Genomic DNA, 18,750 nt, shown 5'->3' on the forward strand with positions numbered 1-18,750 from the left:
GCTTGAACGCAGTTGAACGATCATTGAAGCAAAAAGGCCCGCAGTCAAAGGGTTTTGTTGGGATCAACATGCGATTAGCGGTTGAGCATGAAAATCCATGGAATTGGCTAGCACCGCATTCGTAATGCGGGGGTCGCGTGTTCGAGTCACGCAAGCGGCACCATTTCCCCATGTCCACCAACGCTTATAGCTGCACTCGCTTCGGAGCAGCCTGCCCCTGCCATCAGGCCTTAACGCGGTTGTGAACCGCCATCTTCCGGCAATTTGATAAAATCATCGCAGCGGGCGACGGAAAGATCCGGCGCCACCGTTTAATGGGAAGAAGGGACAGACATGCCCGGCCAAATGGTCCGGACAGGTTGTTATTTTAACTCGGCAACCATTTCGGAGTATCCCCATGAATAGCTTGACAAAATACGCCACAGCCGCCGCCCTTGTCCTGGGGGGGACGTTTACAGCCGTCGCGGCTTCTTCGGCGATGCCGATGGTGCAGGTTGGCCCAACCGCGGGCCTGGTGGAGCACGTGGCCTATGGCTGCGGCCCGGGATGGCACCCCAACCCCTGGGGGCGCTGCGTGCCCTATCGCAGGGTGGTGGTCTATCCCCGCTACTACCATGGCCCTTACTACTGGCACCCCGTCCACCGGTGGCATCGCTGGCACCGTTGGTAGGATCGAAAGGATAATGGGTGCCGGTCGAGTGCCGGCACCCGGACCTCCTGTCTGCTGAACCAGAACGGCCTGTTGGACCTCAAGCCTGAGGATCCAGACGATGGAGACCGGATTTGGCTGCCCCTGCTTCACCCACCCGGCCGGATTCGGCTCTTGTGGTGTTCAACCGTTTCGGGCTCGGAGCACGGCCCGGCGACCTGGACAAACTCAAGGGCGATCTCAGAGGCGATCCGCGCGCTTATCTGAAGGCGGAACTCCGGCAGCCCGACATTGCCATGATCCCCTACGACGATCCGGCCTATGCCGGCTTGCTGGGGAGCACGGCTGCCATCCAGGCCAGCATGGCGGCGAGCTTCCAGCGCAAGCTCGACATGCAAGCCGGAACGCGGCAAGCAACCATGACGAATGTCGCGGCGGTGCCGCCCCCTGTAGCGCCTACCATGCCGGCCGTAGCGTCGGCCAAACCCGCTGCGGTCGCGGAAATGCTGGCCAAGCCGACCACACTCGCGGCCGGGGCCACCAAGCCAGTTGCCCAGCCGCCTGCCGCGCCCCCGGCCCCTCCCCCGATCGAGGCACGATTGTTCCAGGCGGAAGCCCAGGCGCGCTTCGACAAGGCGCTGAAGGCCGATGTCGGGTTCGTCGAGCGCCTCGTCTACTTCTGGTCGAACCATTTTTGTGTTTCGGTGGCAAAGGACAATATCATCCGGGCCAGCGCCGGCGCCTTTGAGCGCGAGGCGATCCGCCCCTTCGTGCTCGGCCGCTTCGCCGACATGCTCTTGGCGGTGGAGCATCACCCGGCCATGCTGTTCTATCTCGACAACCAGCAATCGGTGGGTCCGAAGTCGCGCGCGGGGAACAATGGCAAGCGCGGCCTCAACGAAAACCTCGCCCGCGAAATCCTCGAATTGCACACGCTGGGCGTTGGCGGCGGCTACAGCCAGGCCGATGTCACCAGCTTTGCCCGCATCCTGACCGGCTGGATGATCGGCGGGCGCGACGGGCACCTGGGCGAACCCGGCAATTTCGCTTTCAACGCCAACGCGCACGAGCCGAGCGATGAAGTCCTGCTGGGCAAGACCTATCCCGCCGGCGGCCAGGGGCAGGCCGAGGCAGCACTCAACGACATCGCCCGCCACCCGGCGACGGCGCAGCATATCGCCACCCAGATTGCCCGCCATTTCATCGCCGACAATCCCCCGCCGGCGGCGGTCACCCGCCTTGCCAAGGTCTTTGTCAAAAGTGATGGCGATTTGCGGGCGATGGCGGCCACGCTGATCGACATGCCGGAGGCCTGGTCGACGCCACTGGCCAAGATGCGCTCGCCATTCGACTTCATTGTCGCCATCCGAAGGGCGGCCGGCCCCGACCCGGCGAACAACCCCAACCAGTCGCTCGGCTGGCTCAACGCGCTCGGCGAGCCGCTCTGGCAGCCACCGGGACCGAACGGCTTTGCCGACGAGGCGGACGCCTGGGCCTCGGCGGAAGGCATGAAGATCCGTCTCGACATTGCCTGGCAGGCGGCCCGCCAGGTCAAGAACATCGGCAATCCCGACGATACGCTCAACGCCGTCATCGGCCCCTCGGCCTCACCCGAGACGAGGCTGGCGATCGCGCAGGCCGAATCCAAGCAGCAAGGGCTGGCGATGCTGCTGATGGCGCCCGAATTCCAGAGAAGATGAATTCCAAGGAAGATGGTCCCAGCGGAGATGATGCGATGAGCCTGTTGTGCGAAATCCCCAATCCCTCCCGCCGCGCTGTGCTGATGACAGGTGGCGCGCTGTTTGCCTGGGCCTACATGCCGCGCTTTGCCCGCGCCGCCAACAATCGCGATCCACGCCTGATCGTCATCGTGCTGCGCGGCGCGCTCGATGGCCTCTCGACGGTTGGCCCTGTCGGCGATCCCGACTATGCCGGCCTGCACGGCGACATCGCCCTGTCGCTGAGCGGCCCGCATGCGGCGTTGCCGCTGGACGGGTTCTTCGCTGTCAATCCGGCGATGCCGGTATTCGCGCGCCTGTTCAAGGCCAAGCAGGCCGCTGTCGTGCACGCGGCGGCGACCGGCTACCGCGAACGCTCGCATTTCGACGGACAGGACGTGCTGGAAAGCGGCTTTGCCGGTCCCGGCCATGTCGCCACCGGCTGGCTCAACCGGGCGCTCGAAAGCCTGCCCTCAGGCGACCGCGTCGCAACGCTCGGCGGCCTCGCCGTCGGGCCATCGACGCCGCTGGTGATACGCGGTTCCGCACCCGTGCTCGGCTGGGCGCCGCAATACCTGCCGGCGCCCTCCGACACTCTGGCGGCGCGCGTGCTTGATCTCTACAGCCATCGCGACCCGGTGCTCGCCGTGGCCCTCAAAAGGGGACTCGATGCCGACAAGATGGCGCTGGGCGACAAGATGGATTCCATGAAGCCCAAGGGCGGCCTCGACAGCGCCGCCGGCATGCGACAGGCCGCACAGGGCGCGGCCAAGCTGATCGCGGCCGATGATGGACCACGGGTTGCCGCGCTCGCCTTCGATGGCTGGGACACGCATGTCAACGAAGGCGGTGCCACGGGGCGGCTCGCCAGCCTGCTCGGCGGCCTCGACGGCGCTTTCGAGGAGTTCGAAAAAGGCCTGGGCGAGCGCTGGAAGGATACGGCGATCGTCGCCATCACCGAGTTCGGCCGCACGGCCCGCATCAACGGCACGGTCGGTACGGATCATGGAACCGGCACCGTGGCGTTGCTGGCGGGCGGCGCGATCAAGGGCGGCCGCGTCATCGCCGACTGGCCGGGCCTGAAGCCGGCCCAGCTCTACGAGCAACGCGACCTCGCGCCGACAAGCGATGTCCGGGCGGTGCTGAAAGGCCTGCTCGCCGACCAGTTCGGTCTTTCCGCCGCCGTGCTTGGCGACAAGGTGTTTCCGGAGTCCGGATCGGTCAATCCGATGCGCGATCTCATCACGTGAAGAAGGCTGGCGGCGTCACGGGGACGCCGTCTTTGGCGGAAGCGCTGAGATAGCTTCGGAGCGGATGCCGAGCTCTAGTAGCGGTGGTGCCAGCGGTGGTAGTGGTAGTGCCGGTATCCGGGATGGTAGTAACGATACGGCCGGACTATCACGCGGTGGTTGGGCACACAATTCCCCCACCGGTTCACGTGCCAGCCAGGGCCGCATCTCCAGCCGACGCTTTCGATCGGCAACGGGGCGGCGCTGGGCTTTGCCATGGGCAGCGCCTGCGAGCCGACGCTCGACAGCATCAATGTGCCAGCGGCGGTAGCAATGGGTAGAATGTATCTGGTGAGCATGATCGTGTCCTCCATGGTTCACATCCCGGAGAACAATATACCACCCAGCCGGCTGGATGCCGGGTGAATGGTACGATCACATATTCGTCAGCGGGCAGCGCTCTCGCCGAGCGTGGCCACGGTCTTCAAGGCGCCGTCGAGCATGTCGCCCTTCTCGTCCTTCAGCGCCGCCTCGCGCAGGCGTCGGATCCAGTCGGCGGCGTCGGGGCGGCCCTTGAGCAGATCGAGCGCGGACAGCACCCGGTCGAATTTCGACTGTGCCCGGACGTGGGTGTCGCTGTAGCCCTTGATCAGCCGGCGGCAGTTGAGGATTTCGACGGCGAGCGCATAGTCTTGCCCAACATAGCCAAGCGCCAGCGCATACCAACGCTCCAGATGTGCGACCTCGACCTTGTGGCGCAGCAGGCCGCGGCGCCAGCGGCGCAAACCGCCGATGAACCAAAGTGCTGCGAAGCCGGCGAAACTGTCGGTGCGGATGCGGCGGCCATGGTTGATGCGGCGGTCGAGGAAAGCGGCGAGCTTCGGCCGGCTCTCGATGTAGCTGCCGAGCCCCGCCGGCAGCGTGCCGCAGAATTCCTCGATGCGCGGATGGAAATACTCGGTCACCTGCAGGATCGAGCCGTCCTTGACGCCGACCTCGCGGCGCACCCGCTTGTCACGCGTCGAGCGCGTCTTCAGATCTGCGACGCGGATCATGTCGTCATAGCACATGGCGTTGGCCAGATGCTTCGCGGCGGCGATGGACAACGCATAGGCGTGGTCGGCGTGGTCCAGCGCGACGGCCTTGTCCAGACGGTCGAGATATTCGCGCCCGTAGGCGATGTCCTGATAGTCGACGACCTTCCTCAGGCCCCTGAGCGCCATGTCGCGCACGGCCACAGGCATGACGTCGATGTGGGCGGCCAGGGCCTGCCAGCGCTGCATCAGGTTTTGCGGTCCACTGACGTTCGACCCCGGGGCGGAATCGCCAATCGTTGGCTCTGCCACCCTTGGCGCCGGCACCGTCGTACCTCGTGCGCGATCATAGGCGGCACCGAAGGCGGCAAGGCTTGCCTTGACGCCCCGGCCGCCGGCGCTGACCGCCTGCTCGTAGCTTTCGCGGGTGAATGGCAAGGCGTCGGAACCCGCCAGCGCGCCAAGCAGGCTGGCCGAGATCATCGAGCCATTGTCGGCGGCGATCTTCTCCATGTCGAAGGCAATGAAGCGCTTCGATGCGGCTTGCGCCGTCGCATGCACCTTGGACGACGAGGCCCGTCCGTCGCCCGGCTCGATCTTTTCCGACACGGCGGCGATGCGGTGCGACGAGGCGATCAGCGTGGTGCGCTCGGGCGTGACGAAGCCACGGATGATGGCGCGGCCGGCTTCCATCAACTCGGCAGCGATCAATATGTCGACGTCGCCCTGCGATGGCGACAGCGCGAACACCGGCAAGCGGCCCGTGTCTCGGGCCATCTCGACATAATAGATGGTGGCGCCGGTGCGCTGGGCGACGCCGGCTACCGAAGTCGATTGCGCGACATAGCCATTGCGCTCGGCGACGTCGGTGATCCAGTCGGCCAGCACGCCGCCGCCCTGGCCGCCGACCGCCAGCACGGCAAGCTTGATGACGCGCTCGTCGTCCTGAGCCCCGGCACGGGGGCGAAATGGGGGGACAGCGTCAAGCATTGGCGAAGGTCAGGCGCCGGCTTTCGCGGCGGCGCTGCAACAGGCTGATGGTGGCGCGGCGCGCGGATTCCAGGAAGCGGTCCCAGCCACTTGGATTGTGCACGACATCGGCGCGGTAGAAGGACGGGCACAGCACCGCCGCATCGGCGACCTCGCCGCAATTGCCGCAGCCGACGCAGCTCTGGTCGATGTGGGCCACCGGATCGTCGCGCAAGGGATCGTCGAGCGACTTCACCGACAGCGACGGGCAGCCGGACAGCCGCATGCAGGCATGGTCGCCGGTGCAGATGTCCTCGTCGACGCCGAATTTCGGTTTTACCACCCGCTCGCCGCCCTTGATCGCCTTGTCGACGAGCGGCTTTTCGCGGCGCTGCCGGTTGAGCATGCATTCGGACGAGGCGACGATGACCTTCGGCCCTTTCTCCTCGGTCGTCAGCGCCTCGCGCAGCGTGTCCTGCATCTTGGTGACGTCATAGGTGCGGTCGACATGGCGCAGCCATTTGACGCCCATGCCCTTCACCGCTTCGGTGATCGGATGTTTCGTCGACTTGGTCTTGTTGCCCGCGCGCGATGACAGGATGTCCTGCCCACCAGTGGCGGCCGAGTAGAAATTGTCGACGATGACGATGACGCCGTCATTCTTGTTGAACACCGCATTGCCGATCGAGGAGGTCAGGCCGTTGTGCCAGAAGCCACCATCGCCGACGAAGGAGATCGAGCGGCGCTTGGCATCGGGCGAATTGAACGCCGAGGCCGAGGCCGGCCCCAGACCGTAGCCCATGGTGGTGGCGCCGAGTTCGAAGGGCGGCATGATCGAGAACAGATGGCAGCCGATGTCGGAGGCGATCTGGTGCTTGCCGAGTTCCTGCTCGATCAGTTTTGTGGCGGCAAAGATCGGCCGTTCCGGGCAGCCGATGCAGAAACCCGGCGGGCGGCCCGGCACGACATTGATCAAGTCGGCGGTGTCGACGCCGTCGCCGACCTTGTTGGGCGCGCGCACCTCGCCCGGCAGCAGATGCGGCGCCTCGGCACGCAGGAAGGCGCCGATGCCGTCAAGCATGACCTGGCCAGTGTATTCGCCGGCCATCGGCAGATGCTCCTTGCCGACCAGCCTGGTTCCGCGCCCCGCCTTGTGCAGCATCGAGGCAAAGGCCTGTTCGATGTAATTGGGCTGGCCTTCCTCGACGACGAGCACGGACTGCTTGCCCTCGCAGAAGGACAGGAATTCGTCGTCGATCAGCGGATAGACGGCGTTGAGCACGTAGAGCGGCACATCGGTGTCGCCATAGGTGTCGGCAAGGCCGAGGCGCTGCAGCGCGCGGATGACCGAATTGTACATGCCGCCCTGCATGACGATGCCGACCGAGCCATGGTCCGACCCGAAGAATTCGTTGATCTTGTTCTGGCGGATGAAATCGACCGCCGCCGGCCAGCGCTTCTGCACCTTTTCCTTCTCATGCAGGAAGGAAGCGGGCGGCAGCACGATGCGGCCGGTGTCGCGGCGCGGCGCGTCGAGAGCATCGGCCACGGTCATCGGCGGCCGCTTGTTGTCCTTGGCGATGAAATGGCCATGGACATGGCAGCAGCGGATGCGCACCTGCAGCATCACCGGCGTGTTGGAAATCTCGGACAGCTCGAAGCCGTCCTCCACCGCCTTGACGATCGACGGCAGATTGGGGCGCGGGTCGAGCAGCCAGACCTGGCTCTTCATCGCGAAGGCGTGACTGCGCTCCTGCATGATCGAGGAGCCCTCGCCATAGTCCTCGCCGACGATGATCAGCGCGCCGCCGGTGACGCCGCCGGAAGCGAGATTGGCGAGCGCATCGGAGGCAACGTTGGTGCCGACCGTCGACTTGAAGGTTGCCGCGCCACGGATCGGGTAGTGCACTGACGCGGCCAGCATGGCGGTGGCAGTGGCTTCCGAGGCGCTGGCCTCGAAATGCACGCCGAGTTCGCCCAGGATGTCCTGTGCATCGGCCAGCACGTCCATCAGATGGCTGATCGGCGCGCCCTGATAGCCGCCGACATAGCCGACGCCGCATTGCAGCAGCGCCTTGGTGATGGCGAGGATGCCCTCGCCGGCAAATTCCTCGCCGGCGCCGAGCCTCAGCTTTTCGACTTCCTTGGCAAAAGACCGTTCGGCCATGGCGGCCTCCTTCCGTTGCCGCCGGACAGCCGGCGGCGCGTACATCTAGATGTCGTGCTTGCGAATGTTCTTCAGCATCTTCAAAAGCGTGGCGATCAACGCCGCATATTCGGCATCGTCGACATCGTCGAACATGGCCTCGAACGCATCATGCATGGCGGGCCAGGCGCGGGTGAACTCGGCGCGGCCATCGTCGGTCAGGAACACGTGGCGGATGCGGCTGTCGGTGACGCCCTGTTCGCGCCGCACAAGGCCCTGGCCCTCCAGCGTGTCGAGCGTGCGGCTCAAGGTCGACTGCTCGATCACCGTATAGACCGAGAGATCGTTGACGGTGACGCCATCGGTGACCGACAGCACGGCAAGCGTGCGCACCTGCGGAATGGTCAGGCCCTGCTTGCGGAAATCGTCGCGCAAGGTGGCGTTGTAGCGGCCCATGATGCGGTTCATCAGGTAGGGCGCGAATTGCTGCAGGCCGATCTGCCCCAAGGTCGAGATGCGCTGGCGCTTTTCCGGAACCTTCTGTTCCATCACAGCCTCCCCGCCAGAAGAAAGCCGGAGCCGCCGCCGAGACCCGCACCCGGATGGGTCGAGGCGCCGATATGGTAGAGGCCCTTGATCCCGGTCTGGTGGTTGCGGCTGGTCTTGAACGGGCGCCACAGGAACGACTGGTCGATGGTCGAGGAGCCGCCATAAGGGTCGCCGCCGACCAGATTGATGTTCATCGCTTCGAGATCAGCCGGCGAATAGGCGCGGCGCGCGATCACGCTGCCCTTGAAACCGTCGATATGGCTGGCGAGGATGGCCTCGGCACGATCGGCATAGGCTTCGCGCAGCGCGTCCGTCCATTGCCCGTCAGCCGGCGCCTGCAGCTTGCCGGCGGCATCGCCCTTGATGTGGCGGGGCGCCTCGGGCAGTTGCAGCCACAGGATGGCCTTGCCCTCCGGGCAGCGCGACGGGTCAAGCGCGTGCGGCTGGCCGACACAGATGGTCGGCACCTCCGGCAGCATGCCACGCACCGCCTCGTTGCAGGCTTTCGAGACGCCATCAAGGCCCGGCGTCAGATGCAGCAGCGCAACCTTGTCGAGGCCTTCGCCGCGCCATGCCGGTGGCTTGTCCAGGGCATAGTGGATCTGGAAATTGCCCTTGCCGTAGCGGTATTTCCGCGTCGCCTCGACATCGTCCTTGGGAGCATCGCTGCCCAGCAGCCGGCCATAAAGCTGTGTCGGCGTGACCGAGCAGATGACGCTCTTCTTCGCATGGACCGTTTCGCCCGAGGCCAGCCGCACACCGGTGGCACGGCCTCCTGTCTGGATGATGGAAGCAACATCGGCTTCGGTGGAGATGACGCCGCCGCGCTCGATGATCAACGCCTCGAAGGCTGCCAGCAGGTTCTTCGCCCCGCCCTTGACGATTGGCGCCCCAGCCGCCTCCAGCGCGTAAGCGATCACCTTGGCGATCTGGCCGGAGAACGCATCTTCCGAACCAAGCCCGGCATGCAGTACCCAGGGCGCCCAGAGCGCGCGGACGGTTTCGGACTGGTAGGTGCTTTCCAGCCAGCCGCGCGCCGGCACCAGCGCTTCGCCGAGAAAGGCGGCAAGGCCACGCGGGCCGCGCCGCCAGGCATCGCCGGCCAGCAGCTTTGCCGTCGGATAGGACCACAGGCTGCCGCCGAGCAGACCGAACAGCAGGCCGGCATTGCGCTCGATGCTGCCGACATCGCTTGCGTGGCTATCGCCGTCGCCTGCGGCGATAGCATTGAGCGCGGCAATGTTGGCTGCACGGTCGGTGCGCAGTACGGCATGGCTGCCGTCTGGGCGCAGCACGCCGGTCGGCGTGCCGGTATGGCAGAACTCCAACCCATGCCGGGCGAGGTCGGCGCCCAGTGCGGCAAAGGCCGGCGAGGTGATGAACAGCACGAAGGTCGTCGCCATCACGTCGTGGACAAAGCCGGGCGCGGTGATCTCCTCGGTGCGCATGCAGCCGCCGATGCGGTCGTTGCGCTCCAGCACGAGCACCTTCGCCCCCTTGCCGCCGAGCATCGCCGCGCAGACCAGCGCATTGATGCCGCTGCCGACGATGATGTGATCGGGGGCGGTCATTGGCGGTTTCCTGCGGGCAGCGGGTAGGCTTGCGAGGTCAGCCCTCTACGGCGCCCCCCTCTGCCCTGCCGGACACCTCCCCCACGACGGGGGAGATTGGCCGTTATAACCGCTTTCGCCAATCTACGACGTTGCAGGAATGAGTGGGGCGCCAAAGCTGCCGATCTCCCCCCTGGGGGGGTAGATGTCCGGCAGGACAGAGGAGGGCGCCGTAGAGCGCTGGCGCTATTAGGCTGCCATCCCTCACCCATCATCACGACATTGCTTGCGCGCATGATCTTCTCCCGAAGACCCACTTCGCTTTATTTTCCGGACACCAGCGCCAGCGCGCGGATCGGGCTGCCGGTTCCGTGTTCGATCTTGAGCGGTGCCGCGATCAGGATCGCGCCCTTTGGCGGCAGCTGGTCGAGGTTGCAGAGGCTGGCGAGACCGTAGCGGTTGGCCTTGTGCATCAGGCTGTGCGCCGGGAATGGCGGCTCCATGCCTCCTGCCTTGCCGGCATCCGTGCCGATCGTCTCGCTGCCCCAGCCCTTGATGTCCTTGCTGATCAGGTACTGGATGGCTTCAGCCGTCGGGCCGGGCGTATGCGGGCCGGTCTCGTTGGCGTTGAGGAACTCGGCTTCCGAGCCGTTGCGCTTGTACCAGTCGGTGCGCATCACCACCCATTCGCCGGCATTGATCGCGCCATGCTTGGCTTCCCATGCCTTGATGTGATCGACGGTAAGCAGGAAATCGTGGTCGGCGGCTGCTTCCTTCGAGCAGTCGATGACATTGACCGGGCCGACGAAATTCTGCGCCGGAATGGTGTCGGTGGCGCCGTCCGGATAATCCTTGCCGGTGATCCAGTGCTTGGGCGCGTCGAAATGCGTGCCGGAATGCTCGCCGAGCTTCAGCCAGTTCCATGCCCACCACGGGCCGTTCTTGTCATAGGCGGAGATGGTGTGGATTTCGACCTTCGGCGTGTCGACAGCGAGTTCCGGCGGCAGCTTGATCAGCGGCGTATCGGGACCGAGCGATGCCGTCAGGTCGACCACCTTGATGGCGCCTGAAAGAAGCTGGCCGGCGACCTCGCCGAGGAGTTTTTGCGTGTCCATGGTCTCTGTTCCCTCTTTCTTGCTGATGCTGATGGCTCGTTGCGGCCCTTAATATCCTACTAGACGAAAACATATGCATCTGCAATTATCTTTAAGCATAAAGGAAATGGGAACAAGGCGTGAGCGAGTTCGACGCCATCTTTGTCGGGGCCGGCCATAATACTCTGGCGTGCGCCGCGCATCTGGCGCTCAAAGGCTGGAAAACCGGGATTTTCGAGCGCAGTGCAACAATCGGCGGTGCCGTCCAGACCCGAGAATTCACCCTTCCCGGCTTCCGCCACGATTTTGGCGCGATGAATCTGAGCCTGTTTGCCGGCTCGGCCTTCCACCGGAAATATGCAAATGAATTGAAAGCGCAGGGCTTGGAGTTCGCGCCGGTGGCCGATTGTTTCGCCAGCGCCTTTCCGGACGGGCGCTGGTTCGGCGTCAGCAACGATCTGGAAAAGACCGCGAGCCGCATGGCCGCTTTCTCCGCTGCCGATGCCGCGACATGGCGTAAGCTGGTTGCCGCCTTCCAGGCGGAGGCCGAGCATCTGTTCCGGCTGCTGGGCTCGCCGATGAGCGCCCGCGCGCTTGCCGGCACGGCGTGGAACCTGTGGCGCAAGAAAGGCATGTCCGGCGCGCTCGACACCGGCCGCTTGCTGCTGTCCTCACCCCGCGCGTGGCTGGAAGAAAACTTCGAGTCGCCGCATGTGCGGGCGACGCTTGCCACATGGGGCATGCATCTCGACTTCGCGCCCGACATCGCCGGCGGCGCCGTGTTCCCCTATCTGGAATCGATGGCCAACCAGAGCTTTGGCATGGTGCTTGGCAAGGGCGGGGCGGACACCATCATTCGCGCCCTGTCTGGCATGGTCACGGCTGCCGGCGGCAGGATCGTCACCGGAGCGGAAGTGGCGGAGATCACGGTTTCCGGCGGCAAGGCGACCGGCGTGCGGCTTGCCTCCGGTGAGACGCATACCGCAACCAAGGCGGTGATCGCGGGCGTCGCGCCCGGGGCGCTGCCGGGAAAGCTCCTGCCCAATGGTTCCGGCGACGCCGGCTTCGACACGGCGATGCAGAAATTCCGCCATGCGCCGGGCACGATGATGATCCATCTGGCACTGGACGATCTGCCGGACTGGAGCGCCGGGGCAGAGCTTCGGCAGTTCGCCTACGTGCATCTGGCGCCCTCACTCGACGCCATGTCGCGCACCTATCAGCAGGCCATGGCCGGCATGCTGCCGGACGAACCGGTGCTGGTCGTCGGCCAGCCGACGGCGGTCGACCCGTCGCGCGCGCCTCAGGGCAAGCATGTGCTGTGGGTGCAGGTGCGCATGCTGCCGGCGGAGATCATCGGCGATGCCGCAGGCAAGATCGCGCAGGGCCATTGGGATCAGGTCAAGGAGCGCTACGCCGAAAGAGTGCTCGACATCATCGAGACCTATGCACCCGGTCTTCGGCAGAAGATCCTGGGCCGATCGGTATTCTCTCCCGTCGACCTGGAGCGCGAGAACCCGAACCTCGTCGGCGGCGACCAGGTTTGCGGCAGCCATCACCTGGCGCAGAATTTCCTGTTTCGCCCGGCGCGCGGCTTTGCCGGCTGGAACACGCCGGTCGGCAATCTGCATCTCACGGGAGCCGCGACATGGCCGGGCGCCGGCACCGGTGCCGCCTCTGGCTTCATGCTCGCGCAACAGCTTGGCGGGAAGTAGGAGCTGAAGACGCATTTGGGGTGAAGGCAGGGCAAGGTGCGGTTGCCCAAGCAGCCTGAACCCACTGATCAGACAACGACGCCGCGCGCAGAAAACAGAAACCAAAAAGGGGAACGACCATGACAATCAACAGACGCGAATTGCTCGGATACAGTGCCGCGGCACTTGGTGCCACAGCCATCGGCCTGCCGCGGATCGCCAAGGCGGCGGCAGGCGAACTGACCATCGCCTACAACGTCAACCTGCCGTCCTGGGACCCGACCACCGGGCCGTCGGCTGTCAACCCGACGATCCAGGGTCTCTACCAGTCGGTATTCGACCAGTTCATCCCGCAAAAGCCGGACCTGTCCTTCGCGCCGGGCCTGCTAACCGAATGGGGCTGGAACGAAGACCGCACCAAGATCACGATGACGGTGCGCGAAGGCGTGACCTGGCATGACGGTTCGCCGTTCACGCCCGAGGACGTGGTCTGGTCGCTGCAGCGGGCGGGCGACGAAAAGACCGGCAACCCGATCCAGTTCGTCTGGAAAAACGTCAACAACTTCAAGATCGACGGCAACAAGATCACCGGCGATGTCGTGCAGTTCGACCCGGTCTATTTCAAGTGGATGTCCTTCCTGACCGGCTATGTCATGCCGAAGGCCTATTACGAGAAGGTCGGGCCCGAAGGTTTCGAGAAAGCGCCGATCGGCACTGGGCCGTATATGGTCGAAAAGTTCGAGCGCAACGCCTTCCTGCGGCTGAAGGCCAATCCGCACTATTGGGGCGGCAAGCCGGCCTTCGAGAATGTGACGATCAAGTTCGTCACCGATGCGGCGAGCCGCGTCGCGGAGATCGAGTCCGGTTCCTCGCAGGTAACGCTCGAAATCCCCTACGAGGAATATGACCGGCTGATCGCCAAGGACGGGCTCGCCGGCACATGCAAGAACGTGTCGGACATCGGCATGATCTTCTTCAACAACAAGGACGCCATGCTGGACAAGAATGTCCGCCAGGCGGCCGTCATGGCGGTGGACAAGCAGCTCCTGGTCAAGAGACTGCTGCGCGGCTATGGGCAGCCCATCGATACGCTGGAAACGCCGGAATACGCGGCCTATGATCCGTCGATCAAGGTCGAGCACAATCCCGAGAAGGCCAAGGAATTGCTGGCTGCGTCCGGCTACTCGCCGGAGAAGCCGGCCAAGATCACCATCCAGACCACCAAGGGCTTCAAGCCCAAGGACTACGAGATGGTGCAGGCGATCGTCGGCATGTGGCGCAAGGTCGGCATCGAGGCGACGATCGAGGTCTACGAGATCGCCAAGCACTATGAACTGCGCGCGGCGCACAAGCTGGCCCCGGCGGCCTTCTACAACTGGGGCAACGCCATCGGTGATCCGACCACGTCGACCGGCTTCGCCATGTTCGGGCCGTCGCCGCATTCGTCATGGAAGACCGACGATCTCGACGCCAAGATCGGCCCGCTCTGGGGCGAGAAGGACGAGGCCAAGCGTATCGCCGGCTGGAAAGCAGTCGACAAATACATTGCCGAGCAGGCCTATGTGCTGCCGCTGATGCAGTTCGCGCAGCCGATCGTACATGCCAAGGGCGTCAAGGTTGTCCAGCATATTTCCGGCGCGCTGCTGCCGGCACTGATGACCCCGGCCTGAGACTGACGAAAGACACGCAGTCGCAAGAGACGGCGTGTCTTGTTCAACTTACGCAGGCCCCCTCATCCGGCCCTTCGGGCCACCTTCTCCCCAGATGGGGAGAAGAGACGGGCTCAACCGTCCGCGACCTCTTCTCCCCTCGGGGAGAAGGTGGCCGCGAAGCGGCCGGATGAGGGGGCTGTTCGTTCCATCAGTTATTGAAACGCATTAGGCTTACGCCGGCATGCTCCTGCAGAGATTTCTGATCCGTCTTCTGACGATGCTGATCACGCTGTTCGGCGTGGCCGTCGTTGTCTTCGTCGTGATCCGCGTCGCGCCCGGTGATCCCATCGCGATGATGCTGCCGCCCGGCGCGACCGATGCCGACATTGCCCGGCTGCGCGCGCTCTACGGGCTCGACAAGACCATCGTGCAGCAATTCTTCATCTGGCTTTCCGGCGTCGTCCGGGGCGATTTCGGCACCTCGATCTCGTTGCGGCAGGATGTGCTTGGATTGGTCTTTAACCGGCTACCGGCGACGCTGGAACTTGCCATCGTCGCCCTTGTGATGGCGGTGGCGATCGGTGGCACGACGGCGATCATCGGTGCGCGCGAGCGCGGCACGGCGATCGAGGCCGGCATCGACATCGCCAGCGGAACGGCGCTGTCCATTCCCGATTTCCTGTGGGGCCTTGTGCTGATCCTTCTGTTCGGCGTGCTGGTGCCTATCTTCGACATTTCCGGCCGGGTCTCGCCGCAACTCGACCTGCCCTTCGCCACGCAGTTCTATCTGTTCGAGAGCTTGCTTCGGCTGCGCTTCGACCTGACCTGGGACCTCCTGAAACACATGCTGATGCCGGCGGTCGCCCTGGCCCTGCCGCTGGCCGCGATCATCTCGCAGTTGTTGAAACAGTCGCTGAAGGAAGTGCTCGACCTCGACTATGTCGTGCTGGCGCGGGTTAAAGGGTTTTCGGAAACGCAGGTCATCCTGCGTGAGGCACTGAAGAACGCCGCGCTGCCGACGCTGACCCTGGTCGGCGTGCAGTTCACCTTCCTCATCGGCGGCACGGTCATCGTCGAACGGCTGTTTTCCTATGAAGGCCTCGGCAACATGGCGATCGACGCCGTCATCAACCGCGACCTGCCGCTGATCCAGGGCATCGTGCTGGTCTTCGCGCTGCTGTTCGTGCTGATCAACCTTGCCGTCGACATGATGTACGCGCTGCTCAATCCGAGGCTGCGCCATGGATGACGGCCGCATCTCAAGACATGGCTCCAGTACAAAGCTGTGGCTCGCCGGCGGCTGGCTGCTGCTGGCGCTGCTGGCCGCGATCTTCGCGCCGCTGGTCGCGCCGCAGGACCCGCTGGCGCAGGACCTGATGCTGGAGCGGCTGCCGCCGTTCTGGATGAACGGCGCCGAGCCAGGCTATTGGCTAGGCACAGACAGCCTCGGGCGCGACCTGCTCTCCCGCCTGATTTTTGGTGGCCGCATCGCCTTCATCGTCGCCTTCGCCGCCGCGATCGCCGCGTGCCTGGTCGGCTCGACGCTTGGGCTGATCGCCGGCTATTTCGGCGGCTGGGCCGACCGGATCATCTCGCGCATCGTCGATATCTGGATGGCATTCCCGCCGGTGCTGTTCGCGATATTGCTGGTCGCAGTGCTCGGCACGGGCTTGAGTTCCGTCATCATCGCCATTGCGGTCATCGACTGGACGCGCTTCTGCCGGGTCATCCGCGCCGAGGCGATGGGCCAGTCGCGCATGGACTATGTGGAAAATGCCCGCATCGCCGGCTATGGCCGCATCGGCATCATGCTGCGCGAGGTACTGCCCAATGTCGTCCCCTCGATCGTGGCTTTGCTGTCGCTGGAAATGGGCATCGCCGTCATCGTCGAGGCGATCCTGTCCTTCGTCAATTTGTCGATCTCGACGGATGATCCGACCTGGGGCGGCATCATCGCCGAGGGCCGGCTATCCATCCATCAGGCCTGGTGGGTTCTGGTGTTTCCGCTGATCACGCTGATCCTGACCGTGCTGTCGTTCAGCCAGTTCGGCGAGGCGCTGCGAGCCCGTTTCGATCCGGTGCTGCGATGAGCGCTTGTCTCGACATCAGGGATTTGAGCGCCGTGCTGCCGAACGGCCAGCGCGTGCTGCGCTCGGTGTCGCTGTCCGTGCAACCCGGCGAAGTCCGCGCGCTGGTCGGCGAGAGCGGCGCCGGCAAGACGATGATCGGCAAGGCGGTGCTCGGTGTCTTGCCGTCGAGCGTGCGCATCGTCGAAGGCGACATGCTGCTCGAAGGCGAAGACCTCGGCAAGCTGCAGCCGAAGGCACGTCGCACGCTGATCGGTGCGCGCACGGCACTGATCCCGCAGGACCCGCTGACCGCGCTCAACCCGTCACGCCGTATCGGTCCGCAGATGACCGACCGGCTGGTGCGCATCCTCGGCTGGAGTGGCGAGAGAGCCGATCAGCGCATCCGCCAGCTGCTGGACGAGGTGCAGATCCGCGACCCCGACCGTGTCCTGAAAAGCTATCCGCACGAGCTTTCCGGCGGCATGCGCCAGCGCGTGCTGATCGCTGCTGCCTTCGCCGCCGAGCCTCGATTGATCGTCGCCGACGAGCCGACGACGGCGCTCGATGTCACCGTGCAGAAGCAGATCCTGCGCCTGATCGCGCAATTGCAGCGCGAGCACGGCACGGCGATCCTGTTCGTCACCCATGATCTCGGCGTCGTCGCCAAGATCAGCCAGAAAGTGTCGGTGCTCTATGCCGGCAAGGTGGTGGAGGAAGCCGAAACGGCTGATCTCTTCGCCGCCCCGCAACACCCTTACACGCGGGCACTGATGGCGGCGACGCCACGCTATACCGATCCGTTCGCCTCGCTGAAACCGGTCGACGACGCCGTGCTGGCCGGACTGGCCTCGGAGATCACGGCTGCCGACCAAGCCTGGAGGCGGCCGCATGGCTGAGCCGCTGTTTTCCGTGCGCGGCCTGAAGGTCGCCCTGCCCGACATGACGCGCAAGCCGCTGATCGGCCGCGCGCCGATGATCGAAATCCTCAAGGGCCTGGATTTCGATCTGCCCAAGGGATCGGTCACCGGCATCGTCGGCGAATCCGGGTCCGGCAAATCGACGCTCGGCCGCGCTTTGGTGCGCCTGCTGGAACCCACCGCCGGCGGCGTCACCTTCGACGGCCTGGACATCACCCATCTGCGGGAAGCAGAGCTTCGGCCATTGCGCCGCAACCTGCAGATGATCTTCCAGGATCCGATGTCGTCGCTCAATCCGCGCCGCACCATCGCCAGCATCATCGCCGCACCTCTCAAGCAGAACGGCCTTGGCGACAATCTCAAGGAGCGGGTCGCCGAGGCGCTGCAGCGCGTCGGCCTGCCGCAGAACTTCGCCAGCCGCTACCGCCATGAACTGTCGGGCGGCCAGCGCCAACGCGTCGGCATTGCGCGTGCACTGGCGCTGTCGCCGAAATTCGTGCTGGCTGACGAGATCGTCTCCGGACTCGACGTGTCGACCCAGGCGCAGATCCTGACCCTGCTGGAGAAACTCGCGGCGGAGATGGGCCTGACCGTCGCCTTCATCAGCCATGACCTGTCGGTGATCCGGCGGCTGTGCCGGCAGGTGATCGTCATGCGCCAGGGCATGATCGTCGAGGCCAGCGCCACCGACAGCTTGTTCGAGAACCCACGGCAGGACTACACGCGCGACCTCATAGCAGCCATCCCGCTGCCCGAAATCGATGCAGGCTGGCTGGACATTTCTCCCATCGCAAAGGCGTCGGCATGAGGCATCCGCGCGCCTAAAAGCGGGCTTAGGCGTACAGCATCGAAAGGCCCGCGAGTGGAGGAGACCTGAGATGAAGACTGCAATCCGAAACGCAACGCTCGTTGCCGCTGTCCTGGGCAGCGCCGGCATGGCCACGGCCAGTTCGATACCCGGCATGCGTGGGCACGACCACACCGGAATCACGGTCCCCGACATGAAGCAGGCGGTCGATTTCTTCACCGAGGTGGTCGGTTGCAAGAAGGCGATGTCGTTCGGTCCGTTCGCCGACGACAAGGGTACATTCATGCAGGATGTGCTGGGCGTCGATCCCAAGGCGGTGATCGAGCAGATCACCATGGTGCGCTGCGGCACCGGGTCGAACATCGAACTGTTCAAATACACCGCGCCCGACCAGAAAGACCTGACGCCGCGCAACAGCGACATAGGCGGCTTCCACATCGCCTTCTATGTCGACGATGTCGCCGCCGCGAAAGCCTATCTCGATGCGAAGGGGGTCAAGACCCGCATGGGGCCGATACCGCTTTCGGAAGGACCAGCCGCCGGCCAGACCATTCTTTATTTCCAGGCGCCCTGGGGATTGCAGCTGGAAGCGATCAGCTATCCAAACGGAATGGCTTACGAGAAAGGCGCCGAGACCGTGCTCTGGAGCCCGAAGAACCCGGAAAAGTGATG

At 64.7% G+C, this 18,750-nt stretch carries 16 protein-coding genes; 10 read left to right on the forward strand and 6 right to left on the reverse strand.

What is annotated here, in order from left to right:
• Positions 1-397 precede the first annotated feature (397 nt).
• The 3 genes from ABVQ20_RS18380 to ABVQ20_RS18390 all read left to right on the forward strand — a co-directional run bounded on the left by ABVQ20_RS18380 (position 398) and on the right by ABVQ20_RS18390 (position 3,617).
• Positions 398-670: a GCG_CRPN prefix-to-repeats domain-containing protein gene (locus ABVQ20_RS18380; RefSeq protein ID WP_354460920.1), complete on the forward strand. Its 273-nt coding sequence runs from the start codon at positions 398-400 to the stop codon at positions 668-670.
• Between the two features lie 113 nt (positions 671-783).
• Positions 784-2,349 (forward strand): DUF1800 domain-containing protein, encoded by a 1,566-nt coding sequence (locus ABVQ20_RS18385; RefSeq protein ID WP_354460921.1) that lies wholly within the window; start codon positions 784-786, stop codon positions 2,347-2,349.
• Positions 2,350-2,384: 35 nt separating this feature from the next.
• Positions 2,385-3,617, forward strand: a complete 1,233-nt coding sequence (locus tag ABVQ20_RS18390) for a DUF1501 domain-containing protein (protein ID WP_354460922.1) — start codon at positions 2,385-2,387, stop codon at positions 3,615-3,617.
• A gap of 74 nt (positions 3,618-3,691) precedes the next feature.
• Here ABVQ20_RS18390 and ABVQ20_RS40500 read toward each other — a convergent pair whose 3' ends face one another.
• The 6 genes from ABVQ20_RS40500 to ABVQ20_RS18415 form a co-directional block, all read right to left on the reverse strand.
• Positions 3,692-3,955 carry a GCG_CRPN prefix-to-repeats domain-containing protein gene (locus ABVQ20_RS40500; protein ID WP_435528422.1) on the reverse strand — a complete coding sequence of 88 codons (264 nt, stop codon included), beginning with the start codon at positions 3,953-3,955 and terminating at the stop codon, positions 3,692-3,694.
• An 87-nt stretch (positions 3,956-4,042) separates the two neighbouring features.
• Positions 4,043-5,620, reverse strand: coding sequence for an indolepyruvate oxidoreductase subunit beta family protein (locus ABVQ20_RS18395; protein ID WP_354460923.1), 1,578 nt, complete (start codon positions 5,618-5,620; stop codon positions 4,043-4,045).
• Complete coding sequence (locus ABVQ20_RS18400; RefSeq protein WP_354460924.1) at positions 5,613-7,766, reverse strand: thiamine pyrophosphate-dependent enzyme; 2,154 nt, start codon at positions 7,764-7,766, stop codon at positions 5,613-5,615. Before ABVQ20_RS18400 ends, ABVQ20_RS18395 begins: the two co-directional genes overlap by 8 nt.
• A 45-nt stretch (positions 7,767-7,811) precedes the next feature.
• A complete protein-coding gene (locus tag ABVQ20_RS18405) occupies positions 7,812-8,294 on the reverse strand; it encodes a MarR family winged helix-turn-helix transcriptional regulator (protein WP_354460925.1) in 483 nt (160 codons plus the stop codon).
• Positions 8,294-9,865 (reverse strand): phytoene desaturase family protein, encoded by a 1,572-nt coding sequence (locus ABVQ20_RS18410; RefSeq protein ID WP_354460926.1) that lies wholly within the window; start codon positions 9,863-9,865, stop codon positions 8,294-8,296. Before ABVQ20_RS18410 ends, ABVQ20_RS18405 begins: the two co-directional genes overlap by 1 nt.
• A 302-nt stretch (positions 9,866-10,167) precedes the next feature.
• On the reverse strand, positions 10,168-10,959 hold the full coding sequence (locus ABVQ20_RS18415; protein ID WP_354460927.1) for a cyclase family protein: 792 nt from the start codon (positions 10,957-10,959) through the stop codon (positions 10,168-10,170).
• Positions 10,960-11,078: 119 nt separating this feature from the next.
• On the opposite strand from ABVQ20_RS18415, the gene ABVQ20_RS18420 reads away from it, so the two are divergent.
• The 7 genes from ABVQ20_RS18420 (at position 11,079) to ABVQ20_RS18450 (ending at position 18,748) form a co-directional block, all read left to right on the forward strand.
• Positions 11,079-12,653: a phytoene desaturase family protein gene (locus ABVQ20_RS18420; protein ID WP_354460928.1), complete on the forward strand. Its 1,575-nt coding sequence runs from the start codon at positions 11,079-11,081 to the stop codon at positions 12,651-12,653.
• Positions 12,654-12,772: 119 nt separating this feature from the next.
• Positions 12,773-14,302 (forward strand): ABC transporter substrate-binding protein, encoded by a 1,530-nt coding sequence (locus tag ABVQ20_RS18425; RefSeq protein WP_354460929.1) that lies wholly within the window; start codon positions 12,773-12,775, stop codon positions 14,300-14,302.
• Between the two features lie 223 nt (positions 14,303-14,525).
• Complete coding sequence (locus ABVQ20_RS18430) at positions 14,526-15,533, forward strand: ABC transporter permease (RefSeq protein ID WP_354460930.1); 1,008 nt, start codon at positions 14,526-14,528, stop codon at positions 15,531-15,533.
• Positions 15,526-16,374, forward strand: coding sequence for an ABC transporter permease (locus ABVQ20_RS18435; protein WP_354460931.1), 849 nt, complete (start codon positions 15,526-15,528; stop codon positions 16,372-16,374). Before ABVQ20_RS18430 ends, ABVQ20_RS18435 begins: the two co-directional genes overlap by 8 nt.
• Positions 16,371-17,249, forward strand: coding sequence for an ABC transporter ATP-binding protein (locus ABVQ20_RS18440; protein WP_354460932.1), 879 nt, complete (start codon positions 16,371-16,373; stop codon positions 17,247-17,249). Before ABVQ20_RS18435 ends, ABVQ20_RS18440 begins: the two co-directional genes overlap by 4 nt.
• Positions 17,242-18,078, forward strand: coding sequence for an ATP-binding cassette domain-containing protein (locus ABVQ20_RS18445; protein WP_354460933.1), 837 nt, complete (start codon positions 17,242-17,244; stop codon positions 18,076-18,078). Before ABVQ20_RS18440 ends, ABVQ20_RS18445 begins: the two co-directional genes overlap by 8 nt.
• Positions 18,079-18,148: 70 nt before the next feature.
• Positions 18,149-18,748, forward strand: a complete 600-nt coding sequence (locus ABVQ20_RS18450) for a VOC family protein (protein ID WP_354460934.1) — start codon at positions 18,149-18,151, stop codon at positions 18,746-18,748.
• The last annotated feature ends 2 nt before the right edge of the window (positions 18,749-18,750 follow it).

The organism is Mesorhizobium shangrilense, from assembly GCF_040537815.1.
Lineage (GTDB): Bacteria > Pseudomonadota > Alphaproteobacteria > Rhizobiales > Rhizobiaceae > Mesorhizobium > Mesorhizobium shangrilense.